General features: G+C 62.6%; 13 protein-coding genes and 1 pseudogene. 11 read left to right on the top strand and 3 right to left on the bottom strand.

What is annotated here, in order from left to right; all coding sequences use genetic code 11:
- Positions 1–238 precede the first annotated feature (238 nt).
- The 11 genes from BN1119_RS12765 (at position 239) to rfaH (ending at position 11351) form a co-directional block, all read left to right on the top strand.
- Entirely contained in the window at positions 239–2845 is a 2607-nt protein-coding gene (locus BN1119_RS12765; protein ID WP_041998439.1) for a TonB-dependent receptor plug domain-containing protein, read from the top strand.
- A gap of 105 nt (positions 2846–2950) precedes the next feature.
- Complete coding sequence (locus tag BN1119_RS12760) at positions 2951–3715, top strand: DUF3450 domain-containing protein (protein ID WP_041998436.1); 765 nt, start codon at positions 2951–2953, stop codon at positions 3713–3715.
- On the top strand, positions 3712–5085 hold the full coding sequence (locus tag BN1119_RS12755) for a MotA/TolQ/ExbB proton channel family protein (RefSeq protein ID WP_041998434.1): 1374 nt from the start codon (positions 3712–3714) through the stop codon (positions 5083–5085). Before BN1119_RS12760 ends, BN1119_RS12755 begins: the two co-directional genes overlap by 4 nt.
- A gap of 10 nt (positions 5086–5095) precedes the next feature.
- A complete protein-coding gene (locus BN1119_RS12750) occupies positions 5096–5623 on the top strand; it encodes a MotA/TolQ/ExbB proton channel family protein (protein ID WP_041998431.1) in 528 nt (175 codons plus the stop codon).
- A 64-nt stretch (positions 5624–5687) separates the two neighbouring features.
- The gene (locus BN1119_RS12745) at positions 5688–6095 is read left to right on the top strand and encodes an ExbD/TolR family protein (protein ID WP_041998428.1); all 408 of its coding nucleotides are present in this window, start codon (positions 5688–5690) and stop codon (positions 6093–6095) included.
- Positions 6096–6110: 15 nt separating this feature from the next.
- Positions 6111–6746 (top strand): energy transducer TonB, encoded by a 636-nt coding sequence (locus tag BN1119_RS12740; protein ID WP_041998426.1) that lies wholly within the window; start codon positions 6111–6113, stop codon positions 6744–6746.
- 11 nt (positions 6747–6757) lie between these two features.
- On the top strand, positions 6758–8002 hold the full coding sequence (locus BN1119_RS12735) for a tetratricopeptide repeat protein (protein ID WP_041998424.1): 1245 nt from the start codon (positions 6758–6760) through the stop codon (positions 8000–8002).
- Positions 8003–8250: 248 nt separating this feature from the next.
- Positions 8251–9294, top strand: a complete 1044-nt coding sequence (metN, locus tag BN1119_RS12730; protein ID WP_041998421.1) for a methionine ABC transporter ATP-binding protein MetN — start codon at positions 8251–8253, stop codon at positions 9292–9294.
- A complete protein-coding gene (locus tag BN1119_RS12725; protein ID WP_041998418.1) occupies positions 9275–9928 on the top strand; it encodes a methionine ABC transporter permease in 654 nt (217 codons plus the stop codon). The genes metN and BN1119_RS12725 overlap by 20 nt, the downstream gene beginning before the upstream one ends.
- A 26-nt stretch (positions 9929–9954) precedes the next feature.
- Positions 9955–10755, top strand: coding sequence for a methionine ABC transporter substrate-binding lipoprotein MetQ (gene metQ / locus BN1119_RS12720; protein ID WP_041998415.1), 801 nt, complete (start codon positions 9955–9957; stop codon positions 10753–10755).
- Positions 10756–10850: 95 nt separating this feature from the next.
- Positions 10851–11351: a transcription/translation regulatory transformer protein RfaH gene (gene rfaH, locus BN1119_RS12715; RefSeq protein ID WP_041998412.1), complete on the top strand. Its 501-nt coding sequence runs from the start codon at positions 10851–10853 to the stop codon at positions 11349–11351.
- A gap of 76 nt (positions 11352–11427) precedes the next feature.
- Here rfaH and BN1119_RS12710 read toward each other — a convergent pair whose 3' ends face one another.
- The 3 genes and pseudogenes from BN1119_RS12710 to BN1119_RS12700 form a co-directional block, all read right to left on the bottom strand.
- A complete protein-coding gene (locus BN1119_RS12710) occupies positions 11428–13401 on the bottom strand; it encodes a methyl-accepting chemotaxis protein (protein ID WP_041998409.1) in 1974 nt (657 codons plus the stop codon).
- Between the two features lie 305 nt (positions 13402–13706).
- Positions 13707–13910, bottom strand: coding sequence for a YjiS-like domain-containing protein (locus BN1119_RS12705; protein WP_041998408.1), 204 nt, complete (start codon positions 13908–13910; stop codon positions 13707–13709).
- Between the two features lie 299 nt (positions 13911–14209).
- A pseudogene (locus tag BN1119_RS12700) lies at positions 14210–14426 on the bottom strand (dGTPase); the annotation flags it as partial.

Here is a 14426-nt window from a genome sequence, read left to right as displayed (position 1 = left end):
AAGCAAATGATTTGCGCGAAGGTGATTTAACAAAACATTAACCGCCAGATGATTTGCATATCAGAATATCTCACCAAGAAAACGTCTTTCATTTGGCATCATGACCCTGCCAACCCCCATTCCCCCACTCTGGTGCGGCCAATTGACGCCCGCCGCCAAAACTTGATAAGCCTTACGCACCGCTCCAACGAGGGCGGTTCAGGAAGCAAACAATAAACAACCAGGAAGGATATAAGCGATGCTTAGGAAAAGCAGGATCTCTGCTGCCATCGCGTTCGCGTTGGCGAGCGCAGCAGTGGCGGCCCCCTCTGCCCATGCAGAAGAGGGACAGGAAGTCGAACAGCTGCAGAAAATCAAGGTCACTGGCTCACGCATCTCCCGCGTCGACGTCGAAGGCGCTACCCCGGTTGTCTCCGTCAGCAAGGCCAAGATAGAACAATCCGGCCAGCAAACGGTGGCCGACTACCTCAAGCAAGCCTCCTACAACTCCTTCGGTGGCGTCTCCCCCTCTTCGGGCAGCTCCTTCCAGTCCCAGGGCACGGTCGGCCTGCGCGGCCTGGGTTCCGAGCGCACCCTGGTGCTGCTCAACGGCAAGCGGGTCGCCGGCTCCCCCACCATGGGTGGCACCGCCATCAACCTCAACACCATCCCCATGGCCGCCGTTGAGCGGGTCGAAGTCAACCTGGACGGCGGCTCCGCCATTTACGGCTCCGATGCCATCGGCGGCGTGATCAACGTCATCTTGAAGCAGGACTACGAAGGGTTGCAGTTCCAGGGTCGCCTCGGCAGCCCGAGCGAAGAGGGCGGAGACGAGAAGAGCGGCTCCGTCATGGCCGGTATCACAGGGGAGAAAGGCTCCCTGATGGCCGTCTATGAGCACGACAAGAAAGACATCATCTACTCCCGGGATCGCGACTATCTCAGCAAGCAGGGCAAGGAGTCACCGAGCGCCTACGGTCGCAACGTCGAGGGGATCACCGGCGTCGATGGCAATGGCGATGCCCAGTGGAGCTACGGCCCCCTGGCCGGAGTGACCGATGCCAATGGCACCTGCAAAGAACCCTTCACCAATTTCGATGGCGGCTGTAACTATGACTACGGTCAGGTCGCCGCCAAGACGGCTTCGCGCAGCCGCGACACCCTCTACCTCAACGGTCGCTACCACATCAGCGACAGCGTCGACTTCGTGCCGCAAATCGTTGCCTCCCGGGTCGAGAGTTTCGGTCGCTTCGCCCCGGCCGCCGGTTTCTTCACCGTGGATGCGGCCAACCCGAAAAATGCCGACTTCTACAACCAGAACGGCCTGGATGCCGCCGCCACCGAGAGCCTGGGGGAAGCCGCCTACGTCTACTACCGCTTCAACAACGTCGGCACCCGTGACAACCTGGTCACGGACACCACCGGCAGCCTGAACCTGGCCTTTGAGGGCACCCTGCCCACCGAAGCCGTCGGCGATCTGATCTGGAACGCCGGCTACATGTACTCCAAGACCGACAACAAGGAGAACGGCACCGGTTACGTGCTGGCTTCGGCCGCCCAGCAGGCCGTGGCCGATGGCAAGTTCGTCAATGGTGAATTTGATGCCGGTACCACGGCCGCCATGGCCGCCGACACCAGTCGCCGCTCCACCATGGACTTCTACCAGTGGTACGCCGGGGTGCAGTGGGACATGGGCGAGCTGCCCGCAGGCCCGGTCAGCTGGTACGCCGGCGCCGAGTACAACGACTGGGTCTACACGGACAAATATGACGCCCAGTCCGAGGCAGGCAACATCATAGGCTCGTCCGGCAACTCCTCCGGTGGCGATCGCAACGTCACCGCCGTCTATCTGGAGACCCTGATCCCGGTACTGGACGAGGTCGAGCTGAGCGTCGCCGGTCGCTATGACAAATACAGCGACTTTGGCAGCGCCTTCTCGCCCAAGGCGAGCCTGCGCTATCAGCCCCTGGACAACCTGATGTTCCGCACCTCCTGGTCGCAATCCTTCCGCGCTCCCAGCCTGCAGGATCTCTACGCGGCAGACTCCTTCTCCGCGGATTGGGCCAAGGATTACGTCTACTGCCAGAACAACGGCATCTCGGCGGCCGACTGCCCGAACCAGCAGTACAACACCACCCGGACCTCCAACGAGGAGCTCAAGGAAGAGACGGCCAACACCTGGAACTTCGGTGCCAGCTACAGCCCCCTCGACAACCTGAACCTCTCCCTGGACTACTACATCATCAAGATCGAGGACGTCATCCAGCTCAACTCCACCCAGTCCATCATCTATGACGAGCTGAACAATGGCGGCTCCAGCCTGGTCGAGCGTCGCAGCGACGGCAAGATCCGCAATGTCACCTCTCCCATGGTCAACCTGGGGGATCTGAACACCAGTGGTCTGGACTTCAAGCTCGATTACAACTACGACCTGGATGTCGCCACCATCCGCTATGACTTCGGCAGCACCTATATCCTGGAGTACAAGGAAGGCCTGTATGCCGGCGGCCCCGAGGTCGACAAGATCGGCCAGAACGGCAAGCCGCAGCTGCGCTTCAACTCAGGGATCGGCGTGAACGTGCCCCAGTGGTGGAACATGGACACCTACCTGAGTGCGAACTACATCGACTCCCAGAGCCAGGACTATGTCGCCGACACGGGTGAGGAAGTGGGCCACATCGCCTCCAACACCACCTGGAACCTGAACGTCGGCGTGGATACCCCCTGGAACGGCAAGCTGCAGGCCGGTGTGAAGAACATGTTCAACCGCACCCCCTCCCTCGAGAGCGATGGCTTCACCTACGACGAAGACATCTACAGCATCGACGGTCGCATCTACTACCTCGATTACAGCCAGAAGTTCTGATCCCTTTGCTGACATGACCACAAGCCGGCCCCCGGGCCGGCTTTGCCCAAGATTCCAAGGAAGTAACGGAGATAGGGTAATCCTATGAAAACAAGGACTATGACAATGAAGAAAGCGCTCCTGGGCAGCCTGGTATCGGCCGCTCTGTTGACCAGCTTCAACCTGAGTGCCGCCACCGCCGGTCAGGCGGTCGACGCCCAGGCCGCCACCGACAATGCCTCGAAAGTGTCCCAGCAGAAGATCGACAACTACGCCGACACCGCGGAGTCCGCCCTGGCCCAGTACAAGGCGAGCCTGCGTCAGCTCGACAGCCTGCGCACCTACAACGAGCAGGTCGGCAAGATGGTGGAGTCCCAGAGCAGCGAGCTGGCCTCCATGGCGCGCCAGATAGCCCAGATAGATCAGACCAGCACCGAGGTGGTGCCGCTGATGCTCAAGATGATCGACGCCCTCGAGCAGTTCGTGGCGCTGGATCTGCCGTTCCAGCAGGTGGAACGCGAAGACAGGGTCGCCGCCCTGACCGATCTCATGAACCGGGCCGATGTCACCATCTCGGAGAAGTACCGCAAGATCCTCGAAGCCTACCAGATAGAAGAGGGCTTCAGCCGCACCATCGAAGCCTACAAGGCCAGCCTGGACAAGGATGGCGCCCAGAAGACCTATGAATTCCTGCGGGTCGGTCGCATCGCCCTGCTCTACCAGTCCCCGGACGGCATGGAGACAGGGGTGTGGAACAAGCAGACCCGCCAGTGGGACACCCTGCCCCAGGAGTATCGCAGTGCGGTTGAACAAGGCCTTCGCATCGCCAAGAAGCAGGCCCCCCCTGCCCTGATCAAGCTGCCGGTTCACACTGCGGAGAAAGCATCATGAAAGGACTCAGACTCACGATCGCCTCGCTGATAGCGGGCGCCGCCCTGTTTACTCTGCCGGTCACCGCCGCCGAGAAGCCGGTGGATCTCAATGCCCTGCTCAGCCAGATCAAGGCCGACAGCCTGACCGAATCCCAGCTCAACAAGGAGCGGGAGGCCCGCTTCCTGGCCGACAAGAATGAGCAGGCCAACCTGCTGGCCAAGGCCAAGGCGGATCTCGCCGCCGAAACCGCCAGGGGCGATGAGCTCAAGGCCAGTTTCGACGCCAACGACAAGCAGCTGACCGAGCTGACCGAGACCCTGCGCCAGCGTTCCGGCAACATGGGGGAGATGTTCGGGGTGGTACGCCAGTTCGCCGGCGAGTTCAAGGGCATCTTCAATGCCTCGCCGCTGCGGGTCGAATACCCGGAACAAGGGCCGCTGCTCACCAAACTGGCCGAGAGCAAGGAGCTGCCCTCCAGCGGCGATCTCGAAGCGTTCTGGACCACCATCCTCAGCCGCATGATAGACGCTGGCAAGGTGAGCCGGATCCCGGCCACCGTCGTCTATGGCGAAGGAAGCCAGGCCGACAAGACCGTCACCCAGATAGGCGAGTTCAACACGGTCGCCGATGGCAAATACCTCAACTTCGTCCCCGAGACCGGCAAGTTCGAGGAGCTCTCCCGTCAGCCCGACGGCAAGATGACCTCCCTCATCGCCCCCTTCGAGCAGGGTGGCGCCGGGCTCGAGCCCATCTATGTGGATCCGTCGCGCGGCGTCATCCTCTCCCTGCTGGTGCAGTCCCCCACCCTGGCCGAGCGGATCGATCAGGGCGGCGTGGTCGGTTACGTCATCCTGGCACTGGGGGCCGTTGGGGTACTGATCGCCCTGTTCTGCGGTGCCCGCCTCTCCCTCATCGGCGGCGCCATGCGCAAGCAGATGAAGTCCGATGCCATCATCAAGGGCAATCCCCTGGGTGAAATGCTGGCCGCCTACCAGGGCCACAAGGGCGACAACATAGAGGATCTGGAATCCAAGCTCGACGAGGTGATACTGCGCAACGTGCCGACCCTGGAGAAGGGCGTGGGCATCATCAAGCTGATCGCCTCGGTCGCCCCCCTGCTGGGTCTGCTGGGTACCGTGGTCGGCATGATTGCCACCTTCCAGGCCATCACCCTGTTCGGTACCGGCGATCCCAAGCTGATGGCCGGCGGCATCTCCGAGGCCCTGGTCACCACCATGCAAGGCCTGGTGGTCGCCGTGCCCATGCTGTTCCTCTACACAGTGGTGCAGACCCAGAGCCGTCGCCTGATCCAGGTGCTGGAAGAGCAGAGCGCCGGGTTCGTGGCCCGTTATCAGGAAAACCTGCACGCCTCCAAAGCCGCAGCGTAAGGAGTCTTCCATGTGGTTCTGGTTGATTGAGGAAGTGGAATCCATCCGGCGCTTTCTGGGGATGGGGGGAGATGTGCTGGTCGCCATCTTCTTCCTCACCCTGGTGATGTGGGCCCTGTTGCTCGAGCGCTGGATCTATTTTCTGACCATCTATCCCCAGCAGGCCAAGGGCACCCAGCAGAGCTGGCTGGCCCGCCGTGACCATCAATCCTGGTCTGCCAGGCAGATCCGGCGCGAGCTGGTCTCCCGGGTGGCCCTGGCGGTGGACAAGGGGATGCCAATCATCAAGGTGCTGATCGCCCTCTGTCCACTGATGGGGCTGCTAGGCACCGTCGTTGGCATGGTGCAGGTGTTTGACACCCTCGCCATCACGGGAACGGGATCGCCGCGGGCCATGGCCTCCGGCATCTCCAAGGCGACCATTCCGACCATGGCCGGCATGGTGGCCTCCCTCTCCGGCCTGTTCTTCGCCAGCCGTCTGGAGCACAAGGGCAGGTTGGCGGTGGACAAGCTGGAAGACAGCCTGAAGCACGGTTGAGTCAGGGAACGATGCGGTGGCCGGGCCAGACCCGGCCACCCGTTACAAGCAAGGAGTTTTTGCTATGAGAAAGCGTCACAGCGCGAGCAGCGCAGACGAGGCGGCGATCGATATGACCCCCATGCTGGACATAGTGTTCATCATGCTGATCTTCTTCATCGTCACCACCTCGTTCGTCAAGGAGGCCGGGGTGGAGATCAACCGCCCCAGCGCCAACACCGCCGAAACGGTCAAGAAGGGCAACATCATGGTGGCCGTGCGTGAGAACGGTCAGGTCTGGGTCGACAAGCGCCAGGTCGAAGTGGGCGCCGTGCGTGCCAACATCGAGCGGCTGCGTGCCGAGAACCCGGAAGGCGCCGTGGTGATCCAGGCCGATACCGAATCCAGGTCCGGTATCGTGGTGGAAGTCATGGATCAGATCCGCATGGCCGGGGTGCAGAACATCTCCATCGCCGCCAATAAAGAAGGCTGATGCCAGGGGTCACCAATGAGATACCTGATATCCTTCGCAGCCGCCTTCCTGGTGGTATTCGGCCTGTTCTGGGGAATGGACAAGCTGGTTAACCAGGAGCGCCGGGAGTTGCTGGAACAAGACGACGTCAGCATGGTCGACTTCATCCGCATCAAGCCCGAGGAGACGCTGCAAGAGAAACAGAGAGAACTGCCCAAACCGCCGCCGCCCAAGCGCCCTCCCCCCCCACCCGAGATGGAGGTGTCGAGCCCGGACAAGCCGCAGATGCAGACCATGGCCATGGACATGCCCAAGCTGGACCTGCCGGTCAACATCGCCGGCGGCAACGCCCTCGGCGCCTACAGCACAGGGGGTGGCGGCGGTGGCATGGGCGGCAACAATGGCGCCATCCCTCTGGCCACCTTCGAACCCATGATGCCGCGCAAGGCCGCCCTCGCGGGTCTGGCCTCGGGCAAGGTATTGCTGGAGTTCACCGTCACCGAACGGGGCACGGTCAGCGACGTGCGCGTGGTCAAGGAGCAGCCCCGCAGCTATGACCTCGGCAAGGAGGCGCGCAAGACGGTGGCCAAGTGGACATTCAAACCCGCCATGGTCGATGGCAAGCCGCAGTCGAGTCGCATGCGGCAAGAGATCGAATTCGCGGTCAACTAAGGAAGGTGGCGATGAACAAGTTACACAAGGGGATATTGGCCCCGGTCGCCCTGGCCGTGTTGATGAGCACCGCCAGTTGGGCCGCCGAACAACCCTCCCTCTCCGACCGCGCCTACCGCGCGGTCAACAAGGCTCAGGAGCTGATCGCCGCCAAGAAGTACGGCGAGGCCAATGCCAAGTTGCAAGATGCCCTCTCGGGGGCCGGGGAGAAGGTCTATGACAAGGGGGTGATACTGCAAACCCTGGGCTTCGTCGCGGCGCAGCAGGAGCAATATGGCAAGGCGACCAAGTATTTCGCCGACGCCATTGCCACCGGCGGCCTGCCCCAGCCCGTGGCCCAGCAGGTGCGCTACAACCTGGCCCAGCTCTACATGGCGGAGGGCAACTTCAAGGGATCCATCAACACCATGAAGGAGTGGTTCGCCAGCCTCGGCAAGGAGGACAAGCCCACTCCCCATGCCTACATCACCCTGGCCAACGCCCATGTCCAGCTCAAGCAGTACCGGGAGGCCATCCCGGCGGTAGACAGTGCCATTCGTCTCTCCGCCGGCAAGGCCCCCGAATCCTGGTATCTGCTCAAGATGGGGGCGCACTACGAGCTGAAGCAGTACAAACCGGCGACCGAGGTACTGACCACCCTGGTGGGCATGTTCCCGGAGAAGAAGAAGTACTGGACCCAGCTCTCGGCCATGTATATGCAGGCGGGCAACGATCCCAAGGCGCTGGCCGCCCTGGAGAGCGCCTACCGGCTGGGCATGCTGACCGAGCAGGCCGAGCTGCTGCGCCTGGCCAACTACCTCGCCTTCGCCGGCATTCCCCACCGCGGCGCCCGCGTGCTGGAGAAGGCCATGAAGGAGGGCCAGGTGGAGCGCAGCGTGGCCAACCTCAAGACCCTGGCCAACTACTGGCATCAGGCCAAGGAGCTCGACCCGGCCATCGATACCCTGATGACGGCCTACCGCCAGGCGCCCAACGCCGAGTTGCAGCTCAAGATGGCGCGCATGATGATCCAGAGCAAGCGCTATCAGGATCTGGTGGCCCTGGCGGGCAAGCCGGCAGGCAATGCCAGCGCGCTGCAGCGAGCCGATCTCAAGTTCCTGACCGGGGTGGCCTACTTCGAGCAAAACCGACCCAAGGAGGCGCTCACCGCCTTCACCCAGGCCGCCCAGAACGGCCAGGTCAGCGGCCGTGCCACCCCCTGGATCAGCTTCCTCAAGGAGCAGAACCCGCAGGCCCAGGACAGCCAGACCCAGTGAGACTCGGGGAAGCGCCCGCCCCGGATCAGATGACCAGAACCGCTCCTCGGAGCGGTTTTTTTCATTGCCGGTTTTCGGCGCCGAACATCCGCATTTTTAGACGTCTAGACGTAAAAACACTCATTGACATAGCCATCCAGACATCTTAGCATCATCAACCATGATGACAGAGCAAACCCAGTGTAACCTCTGCCCAACTTACCCGCCTGTAGCGCCCTGTGCTTTAAGGCTTTGGCACGGAAGAATCCATGATCAAGTTGAATGCCCTCAACAAAGTCTACGGTAAAGGCAGTGACGCCGTGCACGCCCTGCGTGATGTGAGCCTGCATGTACCCCAAGGCAAAATCTTCGGTGTGATCGGTGCCTCCGGCGCCGGCAAGAGCACCCTCATTCGCTGTGTCAACCTGCTCGAACGACCCACCGACGGCCAGGTGGTGGTGGATGGCCAGGACCTGACCGCCCTCGGCGAGGGCGAGCTGACCCAGGCCCGCCGCCAGATCGGCATGATCTTCCAGCACTTCAACCTGCTCTCTTCCCGCACCGTCTCCGCCAACATCGCCTTCCCCCTGGAGCTGGCGGGATGGGACAAGGCCCGCATCCAGGCCCGGGTGCTGGAGCTGCTGGCCCTGGTGGGCCTCGAGGCTCGCGCCCATGCCTATCCGTCCGAACTCTCCGGCGGCCAGAAGCAGCGGGTCGCCATCGCCCGCGCCCTGGCACCGGCCCCCAAGGTGCTGCTGTGCGACGAGGCCACCTCGGCCCTGGATCCCCAGACCACCCGCTCCATCCTGACCCTGCTCAAGGAGATCAACGTCAAGCTGGGGCTGACCATACTGCTCATCACCCACGAGATGGATGTGGTGAAGGGGATCTGTGACGAAGTGGCCATCATCAGCGATGGCCGCCTGATCGAACAGGGGGAAGTGGCCTGGTTCTTCAGCAACGCCAAGACCCAGCTGGCCCGCGACTTCATCCACTCCACCATCCACCTGGACGTGCCCCAGGAGTATCAGGACCGGATGACCCAAACCCGGGTTCCCGACAGCTATCCGCTGCTCAAGCTCGGCTTCACCGGCGCCAGCGTCGACAGCCCCCTCATCTCGGAGGCGAGCCGCCGTTTCGACATAGACGTCAGCATACTGGCGGCGGACATCGAATACGCGGGCGGGGTCAAGTTCGGCTTCCTGCTGGCCGAGGTGTTCGGCGACGAGGCCCAGTGCGAGGCCACGCAACAGTTCTTCATCGACAACCACATACAGCTGGAGGTAATGGGTTATGTCCGACGCCATGATTAATCTGCTCATCTCGGCGCTGGGTGACACCCTTATCATGGTGTCGGCCTCCGCCCTGTTCGGTTGCCTGCTCGGCCTGCCCCTGGGGGTCGCCCTCTATGTGACCAAACCGGGCCAGATCCTGGCCCATCCGGTGCTGAACCGCCTGCTCGGGGTCGTGGTCAACATAGGTCGCTCCGTGCCCTTCATCATTTTGCTGGTCGCCATCATACCGCTGACCCGACTCATCGTCGGCACCAGTATCGGCACCATAGCCGCCATAGTGCCGCTGACCATAGGCGCCGTCCCCTTCATCGCCCGCCTGGTGGAAGGGGCCCTGATGGAGGTGCCGGACGGCCTGCTCGAGGCCGCCAAGGCCATGGGTGCCAAGCCGCTGCAAATCATCACCAAGGTGCTGCTGCCAGAGGCCCTGCCCGGCATCCTCAACAGCGTCATCATCACGCTGGTGACCCTGGTCAACTACTCCGCCATGGCCGGTGCCATCGGAGGGGGCGGCCTGGGGGACGTGGGGATCCGTTACGGCTACCAGCGTTTCGACCCCACCGTCATGCTGGTGACAGTGGCCATTCTGGTGGTACTGGTTCAACTCATCCAGAGCGCAGGTGAGCGCCTGGTCAACAAATGCGATCATCGCTGAACGTCGATTTCTAACAGGAGGTTTTCATGAAATTAGCCATTAAATCCATCGCGGCGGCTCTGCTGGCTGGCTTGGTACTGGTCGGCTGCGGCCAGAAGGAAGAGAGCAAGACCCTGAAGATTGCCGCCATTGCCGGCCCCGAGACCGAACTGGTCGAAACCGCCGCCAAGGTTGCCAAGGACAAATTTGGCCTGACCGTCGAGGTGGTGACCTTCTCCGACTATGTCACCCCCAACGTGGCTCTGAACGATGGCAGCATCGACATCAACGCCTTCCAGCACAAACCCTACCTGGATGCCCAGATCCGTGATCGCGGCTTCAAGCTGGTGCCGGTTGGCAACACCTTCGTCTACCCGATTGCCGGTTACTCCAAGAAGATCAAGGCCCTGAGCGAGCTGCAAGATGGCGCCCAGATAGCGGTGCCCAATGATCCGACCAACCTGGGCCGCTCCCTGATCCTGCTGGAGAAGCAGGGTCTGCTGACCCTGAAAGAGGGCGCCGGCCTGGAGGCAACCGTACTGGACATCGCCAGCAACCCGCGCAACTTCAAGATCGTCGAACTGGAAGCCGCCCAGCTGCCGCGCTCCCTGGAAGACGTGGATCTGGCCATCATCAACAACACCTTCGCCGGCCAGATTGGGCTGACCCCCACCGAGAACGGCCTGTTCGTCGAAGACAAGGAGTCCCCCTACGTCAACCTGATCGTCTCTCGTGAAGACAACAAGGATGACGAGAAGGTCAAGCAGTTCGTGCAGGCGTTCCAGACCGACGAGGTCTATCAAAAAGGCATGGCCCTGTTCAAAGAGGGGCTGGTCAAGGGCTGGTAAGCGGCTCTCATGTCAAAAAGGCCACGTCAGCGTGGCCTTTTTCGTCTCTGCCGCTATCATAGCCCTGAGCACGACGACAACAAGAAACAATCAGCATGAAACAATGGTATCTGGCCTACTGCAAGCCCAAGGAAGAGGCGCGTGCCCGAGTCCATTTGGCGGCTCAGGGCATTGAATCCTATTACCCTATGGTGGAGGTCGAGAAGCTGCGCCGTGGCAAGCGCGTTCCCGTCCGCGAACCCATGTTCCCGAACTACCTGTTCATCTTTGTGGATCTCGAGGAGGTGACCCCGGTGACCCTCAAGTCCACCCGGGGCATCAGCCGCATCATCCACTTCGGGCGGGAGTGGACCCCCATCTGCAGCCAGCTGGTGTACCAGCTGATGAGCAAGGATGACAGCGACGAGGCGAGAGCCAGCTATGCTTGCCTGCCGAGCCAGGGTGACAAGGTACTTATCGAATCTGGCCCCCTGGCCGGATTCGAGGCCATCTACCTGGAGCCGGATGGCGCTAAGCGGGCGATCCTGCTGGTCAACCTGCTCAACCAGGAGACCAGCAGCAGCTTCGATAACCAGGCGTTTCGCCGGTTGGATTGACCCGAAAACATTCCCATATGAACACGCCCCGCATCCTCAGGTTGCGGGGCGTTTTTCTGGCGCCGACAGGGGCCGCTCACTGCAGGGTGAAGCGGCTGATCGCCTGGCTGAGGCGGCCCGTCTCCTGGGCCAGGCGCGTCACGATCGCCTCTCCCTGCTGGCCATGGTGGCGGGATTGATGACTGAGTCCGGCAATCTCCTCCACGGCACCGGCCACTTCACGGGCGGTGCGTGACTGCTGCTCGGTGGCGGTGGCAATGGCCCCCAGCTGTTCGCTCAGCGCCTGCACCCGTTCGATGGCCCCCTGCAGGGTATGGCTGACGCTCTCCACAGCGCCGCGCCCCTCCTCCACCAGCCGGGTTCCCGTGCTCACTGTCGCCACCGTCTGCCGGGTCTGCTGCTGTATGCTGGCGATGGTCTGGCTGATCTCGGCGGTGGACTGGCTGGTGCGGCTGGCCAGCTGGCGTACCTCGTCGGCCACCACGGCAAAGCCACGCCCCTGCTCTCCGGCCCGCGCCGCCTCGATGGCGGCGTTGAGCGCCAGCAGATTGGTCTGCTCGGCGATGGTGGCGATCACCTCGGTGATACGGCCCACCTGTTCACTCTGGGCGCTGAGGCGCGCCATGGCGCCATTGGCCTCCCCTATCATGGTGGAGATGGCCTGCATGGTACCCACCATCTGACCGAGGGCCTGCTCCCCCGCCCGGCTCTGGTTCTCTGCCTCCGTAGCGGCGCAGGCGGCCTGGGCTATGTTGCCGGCCACCTCCCGGCTGGTCACCGAGATCTGATCGATGGCCGACGCCACCTCATCCACCCGGTGGTGCTGACTGGCAAGATCCGAAACCAGGGTGCGAGTGGTGCCGCTCACCTCGCCGCTGACCCCCTCAACTTGCGCGACCGCCCCCTGAATGTCGGCCACCAGCTGGCGTAGCTGGGCCGACATCTGGTTGAGGGAACCGGTCAACCGCCCCAGCTCGTCCCCGCGCCGCATCGGCAGGGGATCTGCCGGCAGCCGGCCGGACGCCACCAGGCTGGCGCGATGCTCGAGCCGCTGGATGTCGCCGGTCAGATGGCGGCTGAGCCAGAGCGCCACCAGGGTACTGAGCAGCAGCACCCCCAGGGTGGAGGCGACCAGCATGGTGCGGATGCGGCGACTGGCGCGCTCCATCTGCTCGCCCATGCCGTCCACCTCGGCATGGGTCTGACGGACCTGATCCGCCAGCTGGCTGCCCAGGCGCAGCAACTCGGGCTCCACCTCATGGGCCATCAGATGGTTGGCCCGGTTCCAGTCCGGTGCCCGGCGCGCGGTGATCACCTGATCGACCAGCTCGCCGAAGGGGGTCGACATCTCCTCGAACAGGCCCCACAGCGTCTGCTGCGCCTCGGTGAAATAGGCGGCCTGTCCCTCTATCTCCTGCACCCGTTGCCGGTGGAACTGGTAATAATCGAGATACTTCTGGCGATAGTCATCCTCCCCCGAGATGAGGTAATCCCGCAGCGCGGAGAGGGCATTGGAGAGCCCGTTGTAGGCATCCCCTACCTGCTTGAGCAGGCGGCGTCTGTCCCCAGAGAGTCCGCTCTCCTCGGTCGCCACCTCCTCGTTGGTGAAAGATTGCAGCTGATCCAGGGCCGCCTCCGCCAGGGGGCCGGCCTCCTGCAACATCAGGGTATGGGCGGGCAGGTTGTCATCCGTGTGGGCCAGATCCCACACCCGCTGCTGGCTCGCCTTGAAGGCGGCCAGCGCCTCGGCCAATGGGGGAGCCTTGGTCTGGCCCTCGATGCGCAGCCAGGCCTGCTGCCACTCCTGCTTGAGGCGCTCACCCTGGGCGGGATCCGCCCCCAGGATCAGATAGCCCCGCAGGGAGGAGACGGTGGCCACCAGGGCCTGCTGGCTCGCCTCGTCCCGCTGCAGGGCAGGCAGGGCCTGGCGCATCAGCGCCTGCTCGGAGTCGGCGATCTGATGCTGTTGATGGGAGATGAGCACGGCAAAGAGCAGGATCAGCAGGTTGACGAAGCCGAAGGCGAGCAACAGTTTGACGGCAATTTTCATAAACATCCTTGTTCCGAAGGGAATCCTGTGGCTCCGAATCGAGAGGCCCGGTCACCACGCGCCCGGGGGCGAGTGCGGGGAAGGCTCCATGCCCTCCCAGGCCGTGTCGGCACTCGAGCGTATCACACTGGCGATGCGGTGCCACGGCGGTGTGACCACCACGACACGGCACGCTTTTTCACTTATCGGACGACGAAGCAGCGTCATGAGAGAAAGTTGCAGCGGGAAAAGAAACGGCAAGGCGGGCCCAGTGGCCCGCCCAGTGTAAGCAATGAATGCCGGGATGGGGGCCAGGCCCCCACCCATCAGGTTATTCGCGTCCCAAGCCGAAAGCCGGTCTGATATTCCCGCTCCCGCAGGTGGGAGACCTGCACCGCCTGCCCTTCCAGCCCGATATCCTTGAGCAGGGCCGGGGACAGATTGAGCAGGGTACGGCGCTGCTCGATGCGGGTAATACGATAGGCGATCAGGCGCGCGGCACCGCGCAGCAGGGTAAGTTCGATAGACATAAGATCTCTCCGTTTGAACCTTGCGGTCCTTCCGAAGAGCGGAGACATTCACCCGGCGGAAGAACCGCGGGTGATAAATAGTGACAGGGTTACCTGTTCACTCCACGCGGCAAAAGAGTACGAACGGACTCACGGCAGGCGCCGTGTTGAGTCGCAACGTTGAGCATTGAATGTTGCATATTCGTCTCCTTATGGGTGAAAAGTGGAACAAGTGTCGGAAGTGTAAAAAAGCACCGAATTCAATACAAGCCGGCCCTTGCCAGCCGCCCCCCATTTGGGGAGGGCGGCAAGGGGTCATCCTAGATCCCCGACAGCAGCCGGTACTCTTCCAGCACATAGGTATCCGTCATGCCGCTGACATAGTCGAGCAGCAGGCGCACCCTGTAATACCACTCCTGCTCGGCGCGGCACTGGAAGCGGGCATCCGGGTTGGCCACCGCCAGGCGGTATGCCTTGAGATGACGGGCGGAGAGGCGGTGAAACAGGCGACGGGCGAAGAAGAGATCCGCCCCCCCC

Origin of the sequence: Aeromonas bivalvium, from assembly GCF_000819765.1 — a bacterium.
In the GTDB taxonomy this organism is placed as follows: domain Bacteria; phylum Pseudomonadota; class Gammaproteobacteria; order Enterobacterales; family Aeromonadaceae; genus Aeromonas; species Aeromonas bivalvium.
This window is presented reverse-complemented; position numbering and strand designations above follow the sequence as displayed.